Source organism: Leptospira bourretii, from assembly GCF_004770145.1.
GTDB classification, from domain to species: Bacteria; Spirochaetota; Leptospiria; order Leptospirales; family Leptospiraceae; genus Leptospira_A; species Leptospira_A bourretii.
On sequence record NZ_RQFW01000019.1, the window covers coordinates 1 to 23630 of the forward strand.

General features: G+C 39.7%; 24 protein-coding genes. 15 read left to right on the forward strand and 9 right to left on the reverse strand.

Going from position 1 to position 23630, the window contains the following annotated elements; genetic code table 11:
• Nucleotides 1–184 precede the first annotated feature (184 nt).
• Entirely contained in the window at nucleotides 185–772 is a 588-nt protein-coding gene (locus EHQ47_RS14320; protein WP_135749117.1) for a hypothetical protein, read from the reverse strand.
• 214 nt (nucleotides 773–986) lie between these two features.
• Between EHQ47_RS14320 and EHQ47_RS14325 the strand changes: the two genes are divergently transcribed.
• Nucleotides 987–1370 carry a DoxX family protein gene (locus EHQ47_RS14325; RefSeq protein WP_135749116.1) on the forward strand — a complete coding sequence of 128 codons (384 nt, stop codon included), beginning with the start codon at nucleotides 987–989 and terminating at the stop codon, nucleotides 1368–1370.
• A gap of 59 nt (nucleotides 1371–1429) precedes the next feature.
• Here the strand turns inward: EHQ47_RS14325 and EHQ47_RS14330 are convergent, their stop codons facing one another.
• Together EHQ47_RS14330 and EHQ47_RS14335 are read right to left on the reverse strand one after the other, a co-directional pair.
• Nucleotides 1430–3625 carry a SulP family inorganic anion transporter gene (locus EHQ47_RS14330; protein WP_135777434.1) on the reverse strand — a complete coding sequence of 732 codons (2196 nt, stop codon included), beginning with the start codon at nucleotides 3623–3625 and terminating at the stop codon, nucleotides 1430–1432.
• Between the two features lie 113 nt (nucleotides 3626–3738).
• Entirely contained in the window at nucleotides 3739–4083 is a 345-nt protein-coding gene (locus tag EHQ47_RS14335) for a hypothetical protein (protein ID WP_244290370.1), read from the reverse strand.
• A gap of 359 nt (nucleotides 4084–4442) precedes the next feature.
• On the opposite strand from EHQ47_RS14335, the gene EHQ47_RS14340 reads away from it, so the two are divergent.
• Genes EHQ47_RS14340 through EHQ47_RS14350 form a run of 3 tightly spaced genes read left to right on the forward strand, consistent with a single transcriptional unit; the run spans nucleotide 4443 to nucleotide 7816 of the window.
• A complete protein-coding gene (locus tag EHQ47_RS14340; RefSeq protein WP_135749114.1) occupies nucleotides 4443–5132 on the forward strand; it encodes a succinate dehydrogenase cytochrome b subunit in 690 nt (229 codons plus the stop codon).
• Between the two features lie 18 nt (nucleotides 5133–5150).
• Nucleotides 5151–7076: a fumarate reductase/succinate dehydrogenase flavoprotein subunit gene (locus tag EHQ47_RS14345; RefSeq protein WP_135583488.1), complete on the forward strand. Its 1926-nt coding sequence runs from the start codon at nucleotides 5151–5153 to the stop codon at nucleotides 7074–7076.
• 8 nt (nucleotides 7077–7084) lie between these two features.
• Entirely contained in the window at nucleotides 7085–7816 is a 732-nt protein-coding gene (locus EHQ47_RS14350) for a succinate dehydrogenase/fumarate reductase iron-sulfur subunit (protein ID WP_135749113.1), read from the forward strand.
• 97 nt (nucleotides 7817–7913) lie between these two features.
• Here EHQ47_RS14350 and EHQ47_RS14355 read toward each other — a convergent pair whose 3' ends face one another.
• The 4 genes from EHQ47_RS14355 to lepA all read right to left on the reverse strand — a co-directional run bounded on the left by EHQ47_RS14355 (nucleotide 7914) and on the right by lepA (nucleotide 12646).
• Nucleotides 7914–8744 carry a hypothetical protein gene (locus tag EHQ47_RS14355; RefSeq protein WP_135749112.1) on the reverse strand — a complete coding sequence of 277 codons (831 nt, stop codon included), beginning with the start codon at nucleotides 8742–8744 and terminating at the stop codon, nucleotides 7914–7916.
• Nucleotides 8745–8764: 20 nt separating this feature from the next.
• A complete protein-coding gene (locus EHQ47_RS14360) occupies nucleotides 8765–9718 on the reverse strand; it encodes a glycosyltransferase family 2 protein (protein ID WP_135749111.1) in 954 nt (317 codons plus the stop codon).
• Nucleotides 9715–10746, reverse strand: coding sequence for a hypothetical protein (locus EHQ47_RS14365; protein WP_135777435.1), 1032 nt, complete (start codon nucleotides 10744–10746; stop codon nucleotides 9715–9717). Before EHQ47_RS14365 ends, EHQ47_RS14360 begins: the two co-directional genes overlap by 4 nt.
• Nucleotides 10747–10840: 94 nt before the next feature.
• Nucleotides 10841–12646, reverse strand: a complete 1806-nt coding sequence (gene lepA, locus EHQ47_RS14370; protein WP_135777436.1) for a translation elongation factor 4 — start codon at nucleotides 12644–12646, stop codon at nucleotides 10841–10843.
• Between the two features lie 122 nt (nucleotides 12647–12768).
• On the opposite strand from lepA, the gene eno reads away from it, so the two are divergent.
• From eno to EHQ47_RS14410, 8 genes are read left to right on the forward strand one after another with little or no spacing between them, the layout of a single operon-like run.
• A complete protein-coding gene (gene eno / locus EHQ47_RS14375) occupies nucleotides 12769–14070 on the forward strand; it encodes a phosphopyruvate hydratase (RefSeq protein WP_135749108.1) in 1302 nt (433 codons plus the stop codon).
• A 1-nt stretch (nucleotide 14071) separates the two neighbouring features.
• Nucleotides 14072–14539 (forward strand): FtsB family cell division protein, encoded by a 468-nt coding sequence (locus tag EHQ47_RS14380; RefSeq protein WP_135777437.1) that lies wholly within the window; start codon nucleotides 14072–14074, stop codon nucleotides 14537–14539.
• Between the two features lies 1 nt (nucleotide 14540).
• A complete protein-coding gene (locus tag EHQ47_RS14385) occupies nucleotides 14541–15149 on the forward strand; it encodes a ClpP family protease (RefSeq protein WP_135632313.1) in 609 nt (202 codons plus the stop codon).
• On the forward strand, nucleotides 15136–16149 hold the full coding sequence (locus EHQ47_RS14390) for a YheT family hydrolase (protein WP_135777438.1): 1014 nt from the start codon (nucleotides 15136–15138) through the stop codon (nucleotides 16147–16149). Before EHQ47_RS14385 ends, EHQ47_RS14390 begins: the two co-directional genes overlap by 14 nt.
• 34 nt (nucleotides 16150–16183) lie before the next feature.
• Complete coding sequence (locus EHQ47_RS14395; protein ID WP_135777439.1) at nucleotides 16184–17569, forward strand: TldD/PmbA family protein; 1386 nt, start codon at nucleotides 16184–16186, stop codon at nucleotides 17567–17569.
• The gene (locus EHQ47_RS14400; RefSeq protein WP_135777440.1) at nucleotides 17569–18948 is read left to right on the forward strand and encodes a TldD/PmbA family protein; all 1380 of its coding nucleotides are present in this window, start codon (nucleotides 17569–17571) and stop codon (nucleotides 18946–18948) included. Before EHQ47_RS14395 ends, EHQ47_RS14400 begins: the two co-directional genes overlap by 1 nt.
• Nucleotides 18949–18950: 2 nt before the next feature.
• Nucleotides 18951–19484 carry a DUF4416 family protein gene (locus EHQ47_RS14405; RefSeq protein ID WP_135777441.1) on the forward strand — a complete coding sequence of 178 codons (534 nt, stop codon included), beginning with the start codon at nucleotides 18951–18953 and terminating at the stop codon, nucleotides 19482–19484.
• Nucleotides 19459–20052 (forward strand): hypothetical protein, encoded by a 594-nt coding sequence (locus EHQ47_RS14410; protein ID WP_135777442.1) that lies wholly within the window; start codon nucleotides 19459–19461, stop codon nucleotides 20050–20052. Before EHQ47_RS14405 ends, EHQ47_RS14410 begins: the two co-directional genes overlap by 26 nt.
• Before the next feature lie 6 nt (nucleotides 20053–20058).
• Here EHQ47_RS14410 and EHQ47_RS14415 read toward each other — a convergent pair whose 3' ends face one another.
• Nucleotides 20059–20808, reverse strand: a complete 750-nt coding sequence (locus tag EHQ47_RS14415; protein ID WP_135777443.1) for a diacylglycerol/polyprenol kinase family protein — start codon at nucleotides 20806–20808, stop codon at nucleotides 20059–20061.
• 4 nt (nucleotides 20809–20812) lie between these two features.
• Nucleotides 20813–21169 (reverse strand): STAS domain-containing protein, encoded by a 357-nt coding sequence (locus EHQ47_RS14420; RefSeq protein WP_015680691.1) that lies wholly within the window; start codon nucleotides 21167–21169, stop codon nucleotides 20813–20815.
• Between the two features lie 73 nt (nucleotides 21170–21242).
• Between EHQ47_RS14420 and EHQ47_RS14425 the strand changes: the two genes are divergently transcribed.
• From EHQ47_RS14425 to EHQ47_RS14435, 3 genes are all read left to right on the forward strand, one after another.
• On the forward strand, nucleotides 21243–21542 hold the full coding sequence (locus tag EHQ47_RS14425; RefSeq protein ID WP_135749099.1) for a hypothetical protein: 300 nt from the start codon (nucleotides 21243–21245) through the stop codon (nucleotides 21540–21542).
• A gap of 29 nt (nucleotides 21543–21571) precedes the next feature.
• Nucleotides 21572–23089: an LIC12015 family putative lipoprotein gene (locus EHQ47_RS14430; protein ID WP_135749098.1), complete on the forward strand. Its 1518-nt coding sequence runs from the start codon at nucleotides 21572–21574 to the stop codon at nucleotides 23087–23089.
• Between the two features lie 100 nt (nucleotides 23090–23189).
• Entirely contained in the window at nucleotides 23190–23585 is a 396-nt protein-coding gene (locus EHQ47_RS14435) for a helix-turn-helix domain-containing protein (RefSeq protein ID WP_015678327.1), read from the forward strand.
• Nucleotides 23586–23630: the final 45 nt, after the last annotated feature.

Consider the following 23630-nt stretch of genomic DNA (forward strand, 5'->3'; position numbering starts at 1 on the left):
AGAATGTTACTTCGAATACTTTTACTTTTGAAGCATTATTTTGATTTTAGATACTATTAATTATGAAGCAATATGCAACTTCCCATAATTAGTATTATGTCGCATTACGGATTGGACCTTTTGTATAGAAAGGCACATCGGTAACACTTTTGATCACTCACATGGGTTACAGGTTTTCTCCAACTTACCTTTGAAACATATTCTGACTTTTAAAAAATGACGGAAAATCCTCCAAAGAGACGATTTGTCTTAATCCTTCCTCAATTGCCGACTGGATGCTTGTCGCAATTTTGTCTTTTGATTCCTTGTCATCTGCGCTAAAAGGAATGGTTCTGGATATGATTTGTTCAGAGTGTCCTAAGATTCGCTGTTGTTCTCCTAAAGGACTTATCACCAAAAACTCGACAATCGAAGCAAAGGTGGCATGACGGAATTTAGTAGTTCCGTCTTCAAATTCCAGAGATCGGTCCACTTGGACTTTTCTTAACACAATCACTCCGGGTTCCAGTGGGTCATTGGATTTGAGAGGTGATAAAGAACTAACGGAAAAATAACGAGGACTCGTGTTTGACAGTGATTGGAGTGCAAATTGTCCGATCGAAATTTCTTGTGATGGGCCTACTTTTAAAACTTTGGTTTCTAGTTCCTGTGCATATTGGAGTCGTAGGGATTTTTCTGATCGATCTATTTGCGAAAAATCTGTACGGGAAGTTGCTACGCAATTAGCCAACAAACAGAACATAGCTGAAGCAAGTCGAAATTGGTATTTCATAAGTCTGGCCTTACAAATCAATGCCACCAAACAACGAGTTTATTGCAGATCGGACCTGAAAAAACCTGAAAAGTTTCCTCTCATTTCGGTTTTTGATATTTAGAATCTTTGAAAACATAGTGACTTTCTATTTGTTTTGTTCATAATTCGGAAAACGAGGATGATTTTTTGAAAAGTCCTGGTTAGGAAAAAAGAACATTCAAAGGAAAATGGTATGAAAATTGCTTATTTAATCGTTAGGGTTTTGCTTGGTGCATTATTCCTTTTTTCTTCCGTGGTAATTCTCTTTAACTTGGTCCAACAACCAGAAACAACGGGTGATTTAAAAGTATTTAATGATGGTATCAAAGCTTCTGGTTATTTAATGACCCTCATTAAAGTAACAGAGTTAGTTTGTGCGATTGCGTTTTTGTCAGGCAGATTTGTTCCATTGGCTTCGGTTGTCATCGCACCTATTGTTGTGAACATTTTCTTTGTTCACATCATGATTGCACCTGAAGGAATCCCTGTTGGGATTTTTGTTGTTGTTGCCAATGCTTTTATTGCTTACGTCAATCGTAATGCATACAAACCATTGTTTGTTCCTGTTTATAAATAGATATATACCACACCCAGGCAACGATATTGATTTGTTGTCTGGGTGGTGTTACATACTATTTAAATCAAATTTTTTCCCTTCCCCACTGGTTCTATCGATTCAAAAAACTGAACTTCACCAGATGAGGTATCATAAAAACCTGAGACAATTTTGATTTCTTTAGAATTCACTTTTCCTGATAAAAATGGGCTCTTAGTCAAAATCTCCTGGATGGAATTTTTCACATTTGCTTTCACAACATGATTGAAAATATGTTCGTTTTCTTTTTGGATGGGATGGATGATTTTTTCTGATTCATCAATTGCTTTTTGAATTTTGTTTGTGATGCTTGCGATGTTTCCTTCTCGAAGAGCATAAAGAGCACTCGAAACTGCCCCACAATTAGAATGTCCAAGAACAACAATTAACTTAGTCCCAATTTTGTCGCAGGATAACTCTAAACTTCCTAGTATTTCTTCGTTTACGATATTCCCTGCAATACGAATCGAAATGATATCCCCAAGACCTGCGTCAAAAATAATTTCGGGACTTGTCCTTGAATCAATACAAGATAAAACTACGGCAATGGGATTTTGTCCAAAAGCGGTGGCATTTACTTGGTGTTTGAAGTATTTTTCCGACCATTTTCCTTTGACAAACCGTTCGTTCCCTCGTTTCAAAAAATCCAAAATTTCATCAGGAGTTAATTTCTGTTGTGCTTCTTTGTCTAAAATATTGACAAACTGAACTTGATCACTCAGTTCATAAGAATCTTTTAATCCAATTAGATTCAGTTGGATTTTTTTCTCTACAGAAACCACAGTTTTAAACTCTTCTAATACTTCTAAAATATCATGGTCAATGAAATTGCAGTTTGATGCATCTACTATCAATTTGGAATTTTCGGGCAAAGCCCAAAGAGTGTCTTTAATGGAAGCTCTATTTAAAAAAGATACTTGGTTTGGAAGTTCAATCCTAATGGTTTCACCAATATTTAGAGTTTCTGTTTCCACTGAAAATGGATTTTTGTAATTGTTTTTGAGAATGAATATAAAACTGATAGAAAGTCCAATTAAAACACCTGTTAGAAGGTCTGTGAAGATGATCGCTATAATCGTTGCTATGAATGGAAGAAATTGGTATATTCCTTTGTTGTAAATGGATTTGTACAAACTTAAGTTAGTTAGTTTAAAACCCGTAACAATTAAAATTACAGCTAATGAAGAAAGTGGGATTAGGTTTAAAAAAGAACCAAAAAAAATAACACTGATAGACAAAAGAATTCCGTGGAATATTGTTGATAGTTTTGATTCTGCTCCCGCATAAATATTTACAGAACTTCTAACAATTACAGAAGTAATTGGTAGACCCCCAATCAATCCAGAGAGTGAGTTTCCTATACCTTGTGCCACAAGTTCTCTGTTTGGTGATGCCAACCTTTTGTGAGGGTCAATCCTTTCAACAGCATCTAAATTAAGTAAAGTTTCGAGAGTTGCAAAGGCAGCAATTGTAAAGGCAAAATACCAAACTTTGGTATCCGTAATGGCAGAAAAATTGGGAAAGAAAAAAACAGATTCCCAATTCTTGATATTGGGTATTGAGACTAAATGTTTTTCAGAAAGATAAAGCCCAGGAAAATAAATTTGGAAAATACCGTTTAGAAATACTCCCAAAAGAATGACAAGGACTGGCGAAGGCAAAAACTTTAAAAGTTTCCATTTTGCCCTATCATAAGTAAAGATAAGTGCCAGAGAAGAAACGGCAATGAGAACAGCTCCCCAGGAAAAAAAATTGATGATATTAAAAAGTTCAGAGAATGTGTTTTCTCCATCTTTTTGAAAAAAGATAAAGTCTTCTTCTGGGTCTACGTCGAATCCCACAGCATGCGGAATTTGTTTTAAGATGAGGATGATTCCAATGGATGCGAGTAAACCTTGGATCACATTCGAAGGAATGTAGTTTGCAATGAATCCACCTCTTAAAAAACCAATCGTGATTTGGATCAATCCAGCAAGAAAAACGGCGAGAAGAAAAGTATGATAATCACCAAGACCGGCAATTGCAGCCAACACCAAAGTCACAAGTCCTGCTGCAGGTCCACTGACACTTGTATTCGAATGACTGAGAATCCCAACGATCACTCCGCCGATGACCCCCGAAATCACTCCGGAAAGTAATGGGGCTCCACTTGCTAAGGCAACTCCCAAACAAAGTGGGAGTGCAACTAAGAATACAACTAAGCCTGAAGGGAGATCATTTTTGATTTTTGAAAACATAATGGTCTGGGAATATTAAAATTTTATGAATTGGGTGTCAACACCAATGGATTTGATTCTTTTCTATTTTTAAATTCAGACAAAATTTTTTTAAGAAATAAAATGACTAAATCTTATAACCAAACAGTCACGTCATCTAAGTCTTCTTCGCTGATGACATGGCGAATTTGATCCTCTGTCGTAAATGAGATCGATTGAATTTGGATCGAAGACCATAGGTTTGTATAAACATAGGGACCTACATGGCATTTGAGAATCACATTGGGTTGGATTTTTTTTTCGATCGAACAAATCAACTCCGGTGTTTTTTTGTCTTCTGGAATTAAAATTTGTTTTTGTAAATCGAGAGCAAAAAATAAAATCTGAAACTTTGTTATATTAATGTTTGTTAGGTTTTCTGTTTTGACAAACAACTGCAATTCTTTTGTACTAATTTTGTGGCGCGGACGAATGGTCACAAGTATGGGCAATCCTACTTCCCGTAAATAGGTCTTTCGATTTTCAGGAAAGTTCCCACTGGGTTTGGAACATTGAATGGAAAGGAAGAAAAAACAGAATAAAATGACTGTCTTGGACCAGGAATGAAGAATCTGATTGTTCCCTTTTTGTTCTCTTCGCAAGATTTTGCTACAATCACTGGCCTCTGGCCCCAACTCAACCCCTTTTCCAGTTTGGAATTTCCTTGCTCCTTATTGAGAAACAAACTCAAATTCTCAAGATTTCTTCACCGAAGATTTATGAATTTACGGGAAGTGGAATCAGTCTGAAACTGGACGTAATAGAAAAATTTACACCTACACTCTACAGGAGCTCTTCAATGACGTTGAGTCTAGACTTCTTTCGATCCTCAATTGGAAAGAAGATCATAATGGCCATTACCGGATTTATCTGGTTTGGGTTCGTGATCCTTCATATGGTCGGAAACCTTCAAGTTTTCCAAGGACCAGAAAAATTAAACACCTATGCAAAGTTTCTCAAAGATTTAGGACCGCTACTATGGGTAGCAAGGATTGGATTGATTGTTGCCTTTTTTGGCCACGTATGCACTGCCATCCTTCTTAAAATTGAAAACTCAAAAGCAAGGCCTGTGTCTTATGCAAAGGGTTCTACCATCCAAGCTTCTGTAGCTTCTCGCACAATGGCTTATAGTGGGCTCCTTTTACTCACGTTCCTTGTATACCACTTGGCACATTTTACTTTAGGAATTACTAACCCGGAACATTACAGTTTTGAATACATCCTTAAAAACGGTGATGTCGTACATGATGTTTATGCTATGGTGATTCTTGGGTTTCAAGATCCAATCATTTCAGGAACTTATATTGTATTTATGGTTTTCCTTGCTCTTCATTTTTCCCATGCATTGGGTTCTATGCTTCAGACTTTGGGAATCCTTGCACCAAAACACAACCCAGCCATTCAGAAAGCTTCTACAGGACTTGGTCTTATCATTTTCCTGGGAAACTGTTCCATGCCGATCTCGATTTTACTCGGGTATGTCCGTTAAGGGTTTTTAGGAGAAGTTATGAAATTAGATGCAAAAATTCCGTCGGGTCCATTAGAACAAAAATGGGACAAACACAAACAAGATATCAAACTTGTAAACCCGGCAAACAAACGTAAGTATAAAGTCATCATCGTGGGAACAGGACTTGCGGGAGCTTCTGCTGCTGCGACACTCTCTGAACTTGGATACCAAGTTTCTGTTTTCTGTTTCCAAGATAGCCCAAGACGAGCTCACTCCATTGCTGCCCAAGGTGGTATCAATGCTGCAAAGAATTACCAAAACGATGGTGACTCTGTTTATCGCTTGTTCTATGACACTGTAAAAGGTGGTGACTTCCGTGCAAGGGAAGCAAACGTTTATCGTTTGGCTCATGAATCCACAAACATCATTGACCAATGTGTGGCACAAGGAGTTCCTTTTGCTCGTGAGTATGGTGGAACCTTATCCAACCGGTCTTTTGGTGGAGCGCAAGTATCTCGTACTTTTTATGCCAAAGGACAAACTGGCCAACAGTTGTTACTTGGTGCCTACTCGGCGCTAGAAAAACAAATCTCTCGTGGTGCCGTCAAAATGTATCCAAGAACAGAGATGTTGGAACTAGTTCTTGTTGATGGTCATGCCAAAGGAATCGTAGTTCGTGATCTAGTCACTGGTGAGATTTCTTCCCACGCGGGAGACGCAGTCATCCTTGCATCCGGCGGGTACGGAAACGTATTTTACCTTTCTACCAACGCAAAAGGATCGAATGTGACTGCTACTTACCGTGCTTACAAAAAAGGGGCAGGATTTGCAAACCCTTGTTATACGCAAATCCACCCTACTTGTATCCCACAAGCAGGAGATTACCAATCCAAACTCACTCTTATGTCCGAATCACTTCGTAACGATGGACGGGTTTGGGTTCCTAAGAAAAAAGATGATCTCCGTGCTCCTCACGAAATTCCTGAAGACGAAAGAGATTATTACCTCGAAAGAAAATACCCTTCTTACGGAAACTTAGCACCGCGGGACATCTCTTCACGTTCTGCCAAAGAAGCCTGTGACAACGGTCTTGGTGTGGGTCCAAAGGTTGGTGATAAACGACTTGGTGTGTATTTGGATTTTTCTGATTCCATCAAACGATTGGGAGAACCAGTAGTAGCTGACCGCTATGACAACCTCTTCCAAATGTATGAACGTATTACGGGAGAAAACCCATACAAAGTGCCAATGCGTATTTACCCTGCGGTTCACTATACTATGGGTGGGCTTTGGGTGGATTACAACTTAATGTCTAATATTCCTGGTCTTCACGTACTAGGAGAAGCAAACTTCTCTGACCATGGTGCGAACCGACTCGGAGCCTCCGCTCTGATGCAAGGGCTTGCTGATGGATACTTTGTGATTCCTTATACCATTGGTGATTATTTCGCTAAAGAAGGTCATAAAAATATCTCCACTGACAGACCTGAGTTTAAAGAAGCAGAAGCACGTGTTCGCGAGATGACCAATAAATTATTAGCAATCAACGGTAAAAAAACTCCTGATGATTTCCATAGAGCCCTCGGTAAAATCATGTGGGATCAGTGTGGTATGGCACGTAACGAAAAAGGCCTCAAAGATGCCTTGAAAAAAATTCCTGAATTGAGAGAGGAATTTTGGAAAAACGTAAAAGTTGCCGGATCAGGATCTGAGCTCAACCAAGAGTTGGAAAAAGCCGGTCGTGTTGCCGACTACCTAGAGTTTGGTGAATTACTCTGTTTAGATGCACTTACAAGAGAAGAATCTTGTGGTGGTCACTTCCGTGAGGAACACCAAACCGAAGATGGTGAAGCAAAACGTAATGACGATAAATTCTGTCACGTAACTGCTTGGGAGTATAAAGGTGAAGGAAAGGCTCCTGTAGAACACCGCGAAAAACTCGAGTATGAAAACATCCACCTAGCCGTAAGGAGCTACAAATAATGGATACAATGAAGTTACACCTTAAAGTTTGGCGACAAAAAAATAAAAACGATAAAGGTCGTATGGTTAGTTACGAAGCTAACAATATCAGCGAACATATGTCTTTCCTTGAGATGTTGGATGTTGTGAACGATGACCTAATCAAAAAAGGTGATGAGCCGATTGCCTTTGACCATGACTGCCGCGAAGGGATTTGTGGGGCATGTTCTATGGTGATCAACGGGGTTCCGCATGGTCCAGAAAAAGGGACTACGACTTGCCAATTGCATATGCGTAAGTTCAAAGATGGAGATACCATTTTTATCGAACCGTGGAGAGCCAAAGCTTTCCCTGTGGTAAAAGACCTTTTGGTGGATCGTTCTGCTTTTGATCGTATCATCCAAGCTGGCGGTTATGTATCGATCAATACAGGTGGAGCTCCCGATGGAAATGCGTTGCCAATTCCAAAGGTAGATGCTGATCTTGCGATGGATGCGGCAACTTGTATTGGATGTGGGGCTTGTGTGGCGGCTTGTAAAAATGCATCTGCCATGCTCTTTGTTTCTGCAAAAGTATCACATTTGGCACTCCTCCCGCAAGGTGTGGTAGAAAAGAAAGAAAGAGTTCGTAAAATGGTAAATGCAATGGACAAAGAAGGATTTGGAAATTGTACAAACCAATACGAATGTGAAGCAGCTTGTCCGAAAGAAATTTCGGTAAACTTCATCACAAGACTCAACAGAGAATTTATCTCCAGCTAAGTGAATTCACTTTAGAGGTATTTTCGATAGGAATATTTTCGCAAAACTTGGGTTTTGTGAAAGATAAAGGGAACCCGGTTGGTGAACGACCGGGTTTTTATGTTTTTAGAGGACTCAATTTTTGATTTTCGTAAATCTTGATCCATTCCAATTCCTTGGAATACATTTTTAGAATGAATTCAGCCTTTTTTTTATCGTCTGGATTTACTTTCTGAATTCTTAATGCTGATTTAGATTTGATTTCTTCCGCTAAGTTTATCTTTTTTTGGATGATGGCAAGTTGCCCTTTGGTTAAAAAAGCATAAAATTTTTCTAGTTCATTCCTTTTTTCATCGGCAAGAATAGATTCCAAAATAGGATTCACCAAATCATCGTTGGTTGGATCTTCATCCATTAGATAGTGATCAGCAAGACTCAAAAAGTTTCCAGATTCTTTGTATTCAGTGATTTTTTTCTCAGAATTTAAATTTTCAAAATATACGAAACGATTGGATTTTACCTGACAAATGGTTGCTAGTTGTTTTTGGAGATCACTTGTATCAATACTTTCTGTTTCGACATTATAGTTAGTCACTACAAGAAATAAGATATCCCCTGCTTTTTCAATGTAACGAAACCCAATGACAAGTTCTAAGTTTTTTTCATAACCGGGAATGACAATTTGGTTTGGACTTTCTTTGGATGCATTGGTAAGAATAAAATCGACAATGGTTGCTATTTCTTCTGGGGAAAAATCCAATTTTAAAACTTGAAAGATTCTAAGTTCCAGAATATGACCAAGATAATAAGGATTAGTTTCTATTTTTAAAGGAACATTGTTTTTTGCGATCCGGAAGCGAATTTCATTGGTTGAGGTACCTTCTGCGTGGATGGTGGAAACAGTAAAAATGTTGAGTAGAAGGACAAAGAAAATTCGGAATCTTAACATAGATCCCAACTTTCTTTAAATCAAAAAAGAGAGTCAACTAACAAAGCTGATAAATCCTCTAGCGAAATTGATTTTTCCGATTGAAAATTCTCTAACAAACGTTTGATCCAATCGGTTTCTTTCCCTCGTTTACTCCTACCCTGGAGGATGGTTTCTCCCCGAGTCGTAATGGCTTTTTGAAATAGAGACTTAGTCTGTAATTCTAATAAATCCCATTTCCCAACTTCTCGGAATTCTTTATGAGTCAGCAATAGCGAATACAATCGAAATCTTTCGAGAGCTTGGTATTGATTTGAAAGTTGATCATCGCTACCTCCATAACGAACCATTAAGTTTTCTTCTAGTAAGCCAATCGGATGGCCAGATAACAAAATTCGGTTCCATAAATCATAATCTTCACATACGGGTAGTTCAATGCGAAATCCTCCAATGGTTTCCAAGGTTGGTTTATGGGCAAAAAAACTGGAAGAGGTCACCATACAAAGTTCCAAGGACTCTTTTAAAAACCATCCTGAGAGTTTCCTGTATTTCCCTTTGGGTCCCATTAGATTCCCTTTTTTATTCCAGACCTCTCTCGTTTGGGAAAAGAAAAATTCTGGATGGGATTTATGAAATTCGATTTGTTTGGAAAGTTTGTCGGGATACCATTCATCATCCGAATCTAAAAAGGCAACCCACTCGCCACTGGCACTTTCAATTCCAAAGTTTCTGGCTCTACTCACTCCCCTATGTTCTGTTTGGTGGATTTGGATGGATTTGTGATTTCTGCCAAAGGAAGATAACTTTCCTTTCCAACCAGGAAGTTTCGAAAGAAGGTCCATCCAGGTACCATCGGTAGAACCATCATCTACAATATGCAGTTCCCAGTGGGGATAGGTTTGGTTGACTACGGATTGTATGGCCCGATCCACAATTGTCTTTCGGTTATAGGTGGGTATTATGATGGAAACAAGCGGTCTATCAAAAGTATTCATTTGGGACTTTTCTCCAAAATCAAATCCAGATGTTGGATTTGGCCTCCTTGGTGGAGGTAAAAAATGGGAGCTATTTGCTTCTCGTTTATTTCCCGTAGTAAGGGTTTAACCGTCATTCCACTATAAATCGGTTCTAAGAGGATATTGGTATTTCTATAAAACTCTCGAATCCAATCTTTTGAGGACTTAGACTGTTTGCCAAAGGAAATCGATGTTTTGTTCAGATGGTTATCGAATTGTATATGGGTTTGGGACTTTTCATTATTTTTAGGAATTTCCAATATTTGTTCTCTTGGGATCGGGATGTTTCTTAGGCCCAACTGTTTTTGTAGTTCTTCTCTTTTTTGTAACCAGGTTTCTTTTGTTTCTCCCACCATCACTCCTTGGACAAGGATGGGAGATTCATAAAAATAATCAAAGGCAGAAAGGAAGGTAGCACCGGATCCAATTTCCATTCTGATGATGGCTTCGTGCGAATGAAATTCAGAACTCGTAGGAACAAAGGAAAAGGAATTTAAGGAGTCCTTTATTTTTTTTTCCAGTTCCATCCAAAAAGATATAAGCCCGTATTTTTGTCCTGGGTGGATTCCAAATTCAGGTAAGGCTAAACCTGAATATTTCTTTCCTTTCTGTAACCATACCTCGTAAGCTGTTTTACGATTCGCATAACAGACTAAAGTGTGTGAATGCCCTCGAACCAATCTTTCATTATAGGAATGAAGATTGGGATCTCGGGTGTAAGCCACTACATCCACAAAGAAACCACTGCGACGGAGAATGGTTGTAAAACTGGCTAGATAGTTTCCGTGAATCGCACCCCAAAGAAGGATCCTCTGGATTTCATTCTCTTTCAAAAACTGAATGATACCTAAAGCTTTTCTCCATTTAGTCCCGAATCCGAAAGGGAGTTTGTCTTCTCGGATAAACTGTAAGGTAGAGGTAGCAAATCCTGGAACTTCGGAGATCTGGATGGGGAGTTCAGGAAAAAAGGTGGAAGTGTCGGAAGGATGGAACGGGACAAGATTCATTCTAATCAACCTTGTTTGTTTGGATTCATAACAGTAACCCGTATCGTTTTATGCCAAGGGAATCTTGGCATAATTTCACACTCTAAATGATACTCTAGTCCCCGGTTTTCAAAATGGAAAGGAAGGCTTCCTGAGGAATTTCTACGTTTCCAATTTGTTTCATCCGTTTCTTTCCTTCTTTTTGTTTTTCGAGGAGTTTTTTCTTACGAGAAATATCCCCGCCGTAACACTTTGCTGTTACGTTTTTCCGAAGGGCAGAAATACTTTCCCGGGCTACCACTTTGGAGCCAATTGCTGCTTGGAGCGGGATCATAAATTGATGGCGAGGGATCAGGTCTTTTAGTTTTTCAATGATGACCCTTCCCCTTTCCTCTGCTTTGGATTTGTGAACAATGGAAGAGAGTGCATCCACCGGTTCCCCATTCACAAGGATGTCCATTCGCACGAGTTTAGAATCTCTGTAACCCACTTCTTCGTAATCCAAAGAGGCATACCCTTTGGTATAAGATTTGAGTTTGTCGTAGAATTCAAAGATAAGTTCTGCTAAAGGAAGTTCATAGGTGAGTTGGAGTTTGTCCTTGGATAAATAAACTGTATCCATATGGATCCCACGTTTTTCGATCACAAGGGACATGATATTTCCGACGTACGATTCAGGAGCAATGATGGTTGCTTTCACAAATGGTTCTTCTGACTTTCCAATTAAAATAGGGTCTGGCCATTTACTCGGGTTATCCACTTCGATCACATCGTCTTTGGTTGTTGTGATTCGAAATTTTACCGAAGGTGCTGTTGTGATAAGAGCTAAGTTAAATTCTCTTTCCAAACGCTCCTGAACAATTTCCATATGGAGGAGGCCCAAGTATCCTACACGAAATCCAAATCCTAGGGCTGCCGAATTTTCTCTTTCAAAGGTGAGGGCCGAATCGTTTAACTTTAGTTTTTCGATGGCATCCACTAGGGCATCAAAGTCTTCCCCGTTAATGGGGAATAAACCTGCAAATACCATTGGTTTTGCATCTTTAAATCCTTTGACATCTTCGGCGGTTTGGCGATTGGCATGGGTGATGGTGTCTCCCGTTTTGGCATCTCCCATCTTTTTCATACCTGCGACCACATAACCTACGTCACCCGCTTGTAATTCTTCGCAAGGCACCATAGAGAGGCGGTTTATCCCCACTTCCGTCACAGTAAACTGGCGCCCAATGTTCATCATATGGATCATTTCGCCTTTGCGCAGTTTTCCATCATACAATCGCACTTTGGCAACCACACCCATATAGGTATCAAAGAAGGAATCGTAAATCAGTGCTTTGAGAGGAGCATCCACATCCCCAACCGGTGGTGGAAGCAAATAAGAAATAGCCTCTAAAACATCTTGTACATTGAGACCAGTTTTTGCAGAAATCGGAATGGCTTCCTCTGGATTGAGTCCCAAAGACTCTTCAATCATCAATTTACATTTGTCAATATCAGCAGAAGGTAAATCTATTTTATTTATAACAGGAATTATGCGAAGATCTAAATCCATCGCTAAATATAAATTTGCCAAAGTTTGGGCTTCTACCCCTTGGCTTGCGTCCACAATGAGAAGAACCCCTTCGCAGGCTGCCAAGGAACGGGACACTTCGTACGTAAAGTCTACGTGGCCTGGGGTATCAATTAAATTTAAATGATAGATATTTCCATCTTTGGCATGGTAATCAAAGGACGCATTGTTCGCTTTGATGGTGATCCCACGTTCTCTTTCGATGTCCATGGAATCAAGGATTTGGTCTTTTTTTGTCCTTTGGTCGGTGACAAGACCGATTTCAAGCAAACGATCCGCCAGAGTGGACTTCCCGTGGTCGACATGGGCAATGATGGAAAAATTGCGGGTGAATTTTTGGCGTTCGTTCACGGTTCCCTCTTCTTTTTAAGTCATTTTCCTGGAACTAGGCTCTTTGTCTAAAAAGTTTATTGTCAGAGGCTTAAAATTCCTAAGACTGGGAGTAAATTATCCCTTAGGAGAAACAATTCCCGATGTCCCAAAAAGATAGCATTCGTTCCGTCAAAGCCCGTGAAATCATGGATTCCAGAGGAAATCCAACCGTTGAAGTGGATGTCACTCTAGAAGACGGTTCCTTTGGTCGTGCGGCGGTTCCCTCTGGTGCGTCAACTGGCGAACACGAAGCAGTCGAACTTCGTGACGGTGATAAAAAAAGATACTCCGGAAAAGGTGTACTCAAAGCCGTAGAAAATGTAAATTCTAAAATCTCTAAATCCATCTTAGGCCTTTCGGCAACAAACCAGCTCCTCGTTGATGGAACTATGATTTCTCTAGATGGAACTGCCAACAAGTCCAAGTTAGGTGCCAATGCCCTTCTAGGAGTTTCCATGGCAGTGGCAAAAGCCGCTGCGGTTCATACAGGCCTTCCGCTCTACCGTTATATTGGGGGAACTTTTGCTCGTGAACTTCCAGTTCCTATGATGAATATCATCAATGGTGGTGCCCACGCAGATAACAATATCGACTTTCAAGAATTTATGATCCTTCCTATATCGGCTCCCAATTTCCGCGAAGCCCTTCGTATGGGTGCAGAAGTTTTCCATAGTTTAAAGTCCGTTTTGAAAGGAAAAGGTCTGAATACTGCAGTGGGTGACGAAGGTGGGTTTGCGCCTAACCTAACTAGCAATAGCGAAGCCATTGAAGTCATTTTGACTGCCATTGAAAAGGCTGGCTACAAACCAGACTTAGACATCAAAATTGGTTTGGACTGTGCAGCTTCTGAGTTCTACGATGAGAAGAAAAAGAAGTATGTTCTCAAAGCTGAGAAAAAACCAGAGAAGACTGCCGAAGAACTGGTAGAATACTACTCAAATTTAGTGTCCAAGTATCCGATCATTACCATGGAAGACGGTCTGGATGAAAACGATTGGACAGGCTGGAAAAAACTTTCCGAAAAACTGGGGAAAAAGATCCAACTTGTGGGGGATGATTTGTTCGTAACCAATATCAAAAAACTCGCACAAGGGATCGAAAAAGGGATTGGTAACTCCATTCTCATCAAAGTGAACCAAATCGGAACTCTCACAGAAACCCTCAGTGCCATTGAGATGGCAAAAAAAGCGCAGTATACGGCAGTGGTTTCTCATAGATCTGGAGAAACGGAAGATGCAACTATTTCCCATATCGCTGTGGCAACCAATTCCGGTCAGATCAAAACAGGATCACTTAGCCGGACAGACCGAATTGCAAAATACAACGAACTCCTTCGTATCGAAGAAGAACTCGGTAAAAATGCAACTTATAGCGGAGTAAATACTTTTTACAACCTAAGGTAATATGACACCAACCAAAGCCTCTTTACTTGTAACGTATATTTGTGCTGGTCTCTACCTCGGACTTTTGTCCGAGTCAGGGATTGCTGAACGTATGCGCCTTGAGCGAGAATTACAAAATCTCAATGCAGAGGTAGAGAGGCTTGTGGTCGAAAACCAAGGATTGGAAGAAAAAGAACGTCGCCTAAAAAACGACGCTTATGCCTTGGAACAGGAAGCAAGAAAGTACTATTTACTTTCTGAAACTGCACATGTATTGAAATTTGAAGAATCAATCTCGCAAAGACCGGAAAAACCAAAGTTGATTCCGGCTACGACATTACGCACCGCTGGACTCAGTGGGGAATGGAAAGAACCACCCCTCTTTTTATTACGTTTCTTTTTTATTTCTTTCAGTGTTTTCCTGATTCTTGGCGTTTACTTCAAGCTGAAACGCTTGCAACCTATGTCTAATCACAAAAGACTGAATTAATATGGCAGAAGAAGAAACACCAGAAAAAGAAATCACCGAAACCATCCAAGATCTCATTAGCGATAAAAACATGGGAAAGAAGTTCCTGGAAAAAAGGAAAATCTTTCTCTGGGGTCCTGTCACTGACGAATCCTCCAAGGAACTCACCGCCAAACTCATGTATTTGGAAATGGTAGATCCTGGAAAACCAATTACGTTTTATATCAATAGCCCTGGTGGTGTGGTTACTTCAGGCCTTGTTGTCTATGACACAATGCAAATGATTTCCTCACCTGTGCATACGGTATGTATGGGAATGGCAGCTTCTATGGGTTCCATCCTTCTCATTGGCGGGAAAAAAGGGAATCGTTACATTTGGCCCAATGGTCGAGTGATGATCCACCAACCTTCCATTGGCGGACAAATCCAAGCTCCTGCTACGGATTTACTCATCCATGCTCAGGACATTGTCAAAACTAAGGAAAAACTCAATCAAATGTTAGCGGATGCTTGTGGCAAAACCTACGAACAATTGGTCGAAGACACCGATCGAGATTATTATATGGATGCCGACCAAGCATTAGCTTACGGGATTGTAGATAAGATCGTAAACACAATTGACGTCGTCTAACAGAGAATTCAAACCCAGAAGATTTTTAGAAGGTAGACATTTACAAACTGTCTACAACGTACTCTTTCCTCCAGACAACTCGCTCGAGGATGAGTATTATTCAGAGAGTATCCTCATTCCCACAAACGATGGGTCTGGGGATCATCTTTGGTTGGAACACAACCCTCCTCTTTCTTTAGTTCGAAAAAAAGCCTCCAAATGGAATGGATATTACTTACTTCTCATTCATGGAATGGAAGGAAGTTCTGAATCTCATTATATGGTCAGTGTCGGAAAAGAAGCACTAAACCGCGGTTATGGGGTCGTGCGAATGAATTTGCGAAACTGTGGTCGTGGACTTGGAATTGCCAAAAAACCATACAATGCCGGGCAATCGGAAGATTTGGAAGTAGTTTTAAAATATATATATAAACATTTTTCAAAATCTATATTTGTTTCTGGTTTTTCTTTATCGGCCAATCTGGTGATCAAATTTTTTGGAGAAAAAAGGGAACATTATGCGAAGGCCTTTTCGGCCACATCCCCTCCTTTGGATTTAAAACGTAGTTGTGACTTTATTGATTCAAGAGCTGGAAATTTTTACCGGGATCATTTTTTGGATACCATGAAAGAAAAAGTAACCTCAGGGGTTTATGAAATCTCGGATAAAATGAAAGAAAGAGTGTTACGTAGTAAGTCTTTTTTTGATTTTGATGATTTTTTCACAGCACCAATTTCTGGTTATGCGAATGTTTTGGAATATTACAATATTTGTTCCAGCGTCAAATACCTAGGTGGAATCAAAGTACCTGGCCTGATTGTCCATGCCGACGATGATCCGGTGGTTCCTTCCGAAGTATGGCATGAAATTCGTTGGAAATCCTACCCGCTCATACAAACGGTTCTTACGGAAAAAGGGGGACATGTTGGATTTATCAGTGACCCTTCTCCGGACAATCCAGAAGGAAGATGGCTTCCACGGATCCTACTCGATTTTTTTGATTCCCAAATCAAATCGTAATCATCATAGTAATTAAAATTTTAGGAAGGGATGTATGCGAAACCTATTAAGAGAATGTTTGGCGGAAGAATCCGGATTTGTGGAACTAAGATACCACCATAAGGAAAGTCGTTCCTTCTTTGCCGAAAGGGGACGTGTGGAATCCACTGCCCTACGCAAAAGAACAGGTGTCGGTGTTCGTGTTTTGGAAGCGGGAACTTGGGGATTTGCATCTACTAGTGATATTTCCAAATCCTCCATCCAAAATGCCATCCAAGTAGCAAAAAAAGCGGCGCGTTTATCATCTGCTCTTAGAAAGGAAAAAATTCCCAATTTACCAAAAGCAAATTTTGCTATTGGTGATTTTATCGGCAAAGGGATTGAAGACTTTCGTAACCGAACTGTAGAAGAAAAATTAAAACTCGTTCTCGACATCCAAAATGCTGCCGCCAAACAATCGGCAAAACTCCAATCCGTGGGCTGTGGGTATTCTGAAATTTATGAAGAGAAAGCGATCGTGACTACTGACGGCGCTGATAGTTTTTTTAGTATGGTAAGACCTGAATTTCGAGTGTCCGCTGTCGCAAAAGAAGACGGAAAGATGGAATCTGGTTCTCATTCCATAGGAGTGACAGGCGGTTGGGACTGCCTATTTCGTTCCCAATCTCCCACAGAAATTTCCGACGAAGCCTGTAAAACAGCTGTGGATTTACTTTCCAGTTCTTTACCTGACGGGGGACTTTCCACTGTCATTTTATCCCCATCGATTGTGGGATTACTGGTTCACGAAGCCATTGGCCATACGGTGGAGGCAGACTTTGTTCTCTCAGGTTCTGTGGCCCAAGGAAAAATTGGCCATAGAGTTGGTTCCGACTTGGTGACGTTATGCGACTCTGGGTATTCGGAATATTACGAAGGAGCTGGTGGTTCCATTCCTGTAGATGATGAAGGAGTCATTCCCACAAACACAGTCATCATTAAAAACGGAATCCTTTCTTCTTACCTCCACAACAGAGAAACAGCTGAACGATTTGGAGTGGCACCAACGGGATCGGCAAGGGCTTGGGAGTATGGTGATGTTCCTCTCATTCGCATGCGAAACACTTTCCTTATGCCAGGAAATTCCAGTTTGGAAGAAATGATCGCCAACACAAAAGATGGTTACTATCTGGATGGGGCAAAAAATGGCCAAGCGGATGCGACAGGTGAATTTATGTTTGCCGTGCAAAAAGCCTACCGCATCCAAAATGGAAAGATCACGGATCTTTTAAAAGGTGTGACTGTTTCAGGCCTTGCCTTTGATGTTTTACAAAATGTTGATATGGTCTCTAAAGAATTCAAATGGGATTTGGGTTCAGGGCATTGTGGGAAAGGACAACCTGCTAAAGTAGATGCGGGTGGACCTTATGTTCGCACAAAAGTATTATTAGGTGGTAAATAATGGATCGTAATTCGATTGAAAAACGTTTGAACGACCAAAAAGATTTACTTTCTAATTTAGTCAAAAAAGCAAAAACGAATGGGATCGATCAGGTAGAGATTTATTCCAGTTACGGATATTCGGAGGACGTTAGTTTAGAAAAAAATGACTTAAACAACTGTACTGCGAACGAAGAAAATATGTTCGGAATTCGGGTGATTCATGAGGGAAACCAAGGTTTTATTATCTCCAATCACATCCCTAGTCTTTATCAGTCCATTGAAGAAGCTTACAGTTTGGCTAAAAGCCAATCCACTCCTGATTTGGATTTAGTCCTACCGGAACCTGAATCCATCCAGAATCATTTTAACCAATATGATGATTCTTTAGATTCTATGGGAATTGAAGATTTGGTAGCATCCGCGAAAGAAGCTCTCGGATGGAGAAATGATTTGTATTCCAAAGTCAATATTGACTCAGGAGACTTTTCGCTTAGCAAAGGTTATAAACTGATTGTTTCTTCCAAAGGTGTGATGGCCCATGAACTAGGTGCTGAGCTTTCCGCATCGGTGATGGGAATGGGTGTGGATGGAGATTTAGTCGGTAGTTTTGACTATGATTCTGCCAGTGGGTTTGACAAAACCCAGTTCCAAACTTTATGGAAAAAAGCCTTTATGAATTTTGGAGACAAATGTATGGGAGCGTTATATGCCAAACCCATCTCTGGATTTCAAGGAAAGGTTTTACTACCCCCTGAGGCTGTGTATTCATTTTTTCTCGGACTTTTTATAGGTTCTTTAAACGGAACAAGCCTACGCAAAGGAAAATCCAAAATGGCAGGGAAGTTAGGTGAAAAAGTGGCATCTCCTCTGCTTTCGATTTGGGATGACCCAACAAACGATCGTTTTATGGGTTCCACTGGATTTGATCGTGAAGGCCTCCCCACTTCAAAAAAATCAGTGCTGACAGAGGGAGTTTTGGAAACTTACTTTTATAATACCTACGAAGCAAAAAAAGCAGGGCTTCCTAAATCCAATGGTTGTGCCACAGGTGGAGCCCAAAGCCTCCCTGGTTGTGGTCCCAAACAATTACAAATTGCCCCGGGAAAATCTTCAAAAGATGAGTTTTTGAAACTTCCCGGAAAGACACTATTTGTGAACCGGATCTCTGGAACCAAAGATGGGGCTTCGGGTGATTTTTCAGGAGTGATCAAAGGTGGATACCTATTAGAAAATGGAGAAAAGATCCCGGTCCGAGAGGTACAAATTGTGGGAAATGCTTTTGATGCATTAAACCAAATTGAAGCAATCTCCAAAGAAGGAGAACTTCTCGGTGAGTCTTCTTTTGTACCTTATATGCTTCTGGATGGATTTACTATTACGGGAGTGACGGAAGAGTAACCATGCCGCAAGAGATTTTAGAAAGACCGCCGGGAGCCTCCTTTTTTGTGATTCTTTCCTACCAAGAGGAAGGAATCCTTTTTGAGCTGAAGGCTTTAGCGGAAAAACGGTTTTCTAAAATTCTCTATGAATCAGTCTCCCTTCCCAAATGGACCCCTGATGAAACAGAAAGGGAATTTGCTTATCCTGGACGGTTTACAAAAGTCCTTTCCTTCAAACAAAGAATTCATAGAGAAGAACTGGTAGAAAAAAAGAAAGAGTGTTTGGAATTCCAATCTTTATTACAAAAAAAGGACCAGAGTGTGCTTCTGATTCCGGGATACGTCACTTCGCATAACATTGTGATTGCGAAATCAAAAGATGACTTCCACCGGACATACCTATTCCAGGGTGTTTATGGAGAGACTGTTTATCATTTTTCTAGAAGTCAGTTGGTGGTGGCTGAATCTGCACAAAACTACTTTCGAGAAAGAGAGGTGAGTTATTTTTTCAACACTCTCAGGGAATCTTATGAATTTAATAAATTCAAATCTTAATTCAATGCCACTGTCTCAAATTTTCACAAATATAAAAATGAGAAATTTGAATCTGATTTTCTGTTTGTTGATTTTAGGTTGTGGAAGGTTAGAAACTAATTCGTTTCAATTTTGTGATAACTTTAATGAACCCTTAGATTGTACAGAACCCAAAACAGAAAAAGATGTGATTTATCTAGATAAACAATTGTTTAAAAAAGAAAATCCTACCTACGAAGATTTTGGAAATTTTTTATATTTTACGGCAAGAGAAACTCCTGGGTTTCGCCTTGTATTGCCAAAACCATATAACGGAATTGGAAAAGAATCTTTTCGTTCCGGGTATGTTGCCTATTTGAAGTATGGAAATTCTTCCGAACGAATGGAAGGGAATTTATTCCAAAACAATGTAGTGGTTTCTTTTCATTATTTGGGTGCACTCTTAAAGGAAGAGTTTCGACATAAAGGAATCGATAAGTCCCCTTTTCAATTGGAGGACTTAGGAGTCATTTCTTTGGAATACAAAGTGATGGTTCCAGGTATGGAACCAATCACCAAACAGAGAACAGTGGAACTTCGTTGGAAGTAACCACCTTTACTTTTGAATGTAGAGAGCCTTTGGATCAAAGAAAAAATCCGTCGGTGTATAATCCAAACACAACAAGGACAATATAGAAAGTACAGTAGCTCCTACAATTGGGATAAGAAGGTTATCGTCAATGAGTCCTTTGGCAGTAGTATTTGCAAAAAACTCTGTTACGCAAGCGGATAGGACAGAAAGGAATACAATGTAAATCGGAGTCAAAAGAAGGTTTCCTTGGTCATCCAAAATAGCAAGGAAACTTCCTGGCTGGGATTTTGTGATGAGAAACAGTGCAAGGACGGAAAATAAAAAGGCAGGAATCAAAAAACCGATAATCCCTTCAACAGACTTTCCGTTGTAAAATCGATGTTTCCCATACTTACTGCCAACATAGGCGGCAAAAGGATCTCCAATGACCAAAAAGAGAATGGCAAGAATGGCAACTTCAGCGGGGAAAAACAAAACAACAAGGAAGTTGGCAAAAAAATACGGAACGGTTCCGTTGAATCTTTTTCTTTCTGATTCTTTCATTAAGAATCCAAAATATTTGTAAAAGAAGTTTTCAAAGCCGGAATGACTCAATCGAACAAATTCCAATACAAACAAAGCAATCAGTAGGACAGCAAGGGCTGTGACGAGAATGGCACGTGTTGCAAATACAAGGCCAAAGGCATCCTTAAAGGGATCAAAAAAAAGAGTCACGGGAATGATGAGCCCGAGCACATGCCAAATTTTACGAAAAAAATTAAATCCTGAATTCACGTTTTTACCTGCTGGGTCTTGAGGCCATTTTAAATGCGGCCTCTTCATTGTTTGCTATGGGAAATAAATTACGAACTCCTGCCATTAAAAAAGCTTGTCTAACGCTTAACGGCAGATTGACTAAGATGATTTTATGTTTGTGAAGGAAGGCTTCTTCGCTGAGAGTTTTGAAAGCGATGATTCCTTGGGTTGTGACCATATTCAATTCTTCCAAATCCAGAATGACAGACCCATGTTTTAAGGAATTGAGTACTGATTTGATACATTTCTCAGCAGTGAAGTTATTTAGGTTCCCCTGCAATTTGGTTACATACACAGTGTCTATTTTTTCAGTGGAAACTACTAAATCGTCTAAGCTCATAAAAAATTCTATTTTTCTTATTTCATTCTTGCACTCTATTGCAAGTAAATAAAACTTTTGGAAGGAGTGGAGTTTGAAGGTAACGGTTGCCCATTTATACAAAAAACTAGAAGAACTGGATCGTGATGTCGTCGAACTAAAAAAATTGACGGATCGCCTAGCTTCCGATAGGGAATATTCCCCCATTCTGAAAGAAACATTTTTATCGGAAATGAACAAATTAGAGGATCAAAAATCGGAGATTCTCAAATTAAACGTTTCTCGTTCCGAACCTTTGGTCAAAAAAACTGCTGTCATTGCAGAAAAACCGGTTATTCCTACTCCACCAGTTTCGGATTCCAAAAAGCCCGAAAAACCTGTTCGCAAATATTAAATAATACTGAAAATAGACAAGGATATCCAATGAATCTAAACAAACTTTTCACTCTGGGTCCCGTACTCGGTTTGATCTTCGTATCACTTCTCAATTGCTCCAAGGATTCAGAAATCCTTGCGACATTTGATGGTGGAACTGTAACACGCAAAGAAATGAACTTTGTGATTGAGGCTTCTAAAAGAGGAAACACAGAACCGCAACCAATCAGTGCTGACATCCAAGCCAAAATCTTAGAAAGTATCGCTTTAGAAAAAATCTTACTAAAAGATGCAATCTCTTCCAAAAAAGTTGCGGAAGCAGATGTTCAAAAAATTGAATCATTAGTGAACCAGTTTTTGAAATTAAACGTTTATATGCGAGAGTATGTTAAAAACGGTTTAAAAGAAAAACCTCTTGAATTTGTAAATCTTCAGCTAGCGCTTGTTCGTGGTGAAGATGAAGCAACGAATCTGAAAAACGCAGAAGCCTTAGCTACAAAACTGAATTCACTTTCGGATAAAGAAATTGCAGAAGAAATTTCCAAGGTAACGGAAGATATTACCAGAAGACCGATTGCGGGTAAGTTAGAACCTTTTTGCACAAATTGTGCGGAAACTCCTTTGGAAGACATTCTAACAGAAGTAAAAAAAGCTAAAAAAGGAACTTTTATTTCTTATGCAAAAGCCGGTGAAGGTAGGATTGCATACGTTGTTCGTGCAACCGGAACAGAAAAGGTTCATCCAGAAAGATTAAAAAAATATTTTACATCTATTTTTGATGATTTCAAAAAAGAAGCAACTGAATACGGAAAATCTCACGAAGATGCTGAAACAAAGGCTTCTGTTGCTTACTTTACCGAAGGTGAATCTGCTGACAAAGCAAACCAGTTTGCTTCTCATACGATGAAAGAATATGAGCAAGGATTGTATCAAAAAGAACTAAAACGAATCACAGAAGAAAGTGGCATTACTGTTGCAAACCTTCCTCGTTTTTCGGGCCCAAATGATATTGATCCAAAAATTTTTACTCCAAATTACTCTTTATATACTGCTCGTGATGGCAAAAACTACACTTGGAAAGATTTAACATCTGACTTTGAAGCCATTCCAGACGTTTTAAAACAAGAATACAAAGATGAAAAATCCAAAACTTGGGACATGTTGAATTTGTTTCAGTCTACCATCCTCCAAGGAAAAATTGCAGAGACCTCTGACCAAGTGCAAGATGTTGGTTCGGAGATTGGGTATATCATGCAGATGGATAAGATGAAAGTTTCTTTGGCGTTAAAATCGCTACAAGATGAAATCAAAGCCATTCCTGTGACTGTAACAGAAGCACAAATGAGAGATGCCTATGAAGCGGGAAAAATGTACGCTTATGCAGACCCAGATCCTAAAAACCCACAGAATCGCATTCCTAAGCCTTATCCTGCAGTTCGTGAGAGAATCAAATCGGAAATGGAAGGTGCACAAAGGAATTCCTTTATTGAACAAAAAGTCGCAGGTTTAAAGACCACTTACAACTTGGTCATTGCTTCTGATCGTTTAAAAGAAGTTACATTATAGCCCTTGTAAGATTTGGAGTATGGCAAAATTTTTTTATTGAATTTTGCCATATTTGACATATTCTGACTGTTAGGGGGGATAAATGAACAATCACATTTACATGCTTCGAAAGAAGAGAGGGATCAAACAGTACGATATGGCAAGGGCGCTGGGAGTTTCTCCAAGTTACCTATCCAAAATTGAGACTGGAGCCCAAGATCCGACTGAAAAATTCAAGTCGTCTTGTGCAAAATATCTCAAAACCTCTGTTGATAAGCTTTTCAACGAAAGCGCTGTGGAAGACATCTACCCTGAGTTTTCCAACGGATTGAAAAATAAACTTTGGGCAGTCCGACGTGAGTTAGGAATCAAACAATACGATTTCGCAAAGAAATTGAAGGTTTCCACTCCGTTTCTGTCAAAAGTAGAACTGGGACTTTTGGAACCACCTGAAGATTTTAAAAATCTGGTCTCCAAAGTTCTAAAAATGGAAAAAAACGAGCTATTTCTCGGCTAATTTGAAAATCACCAAAGCAAGGTGTCAAAGCCTTGCTTTTTCTCA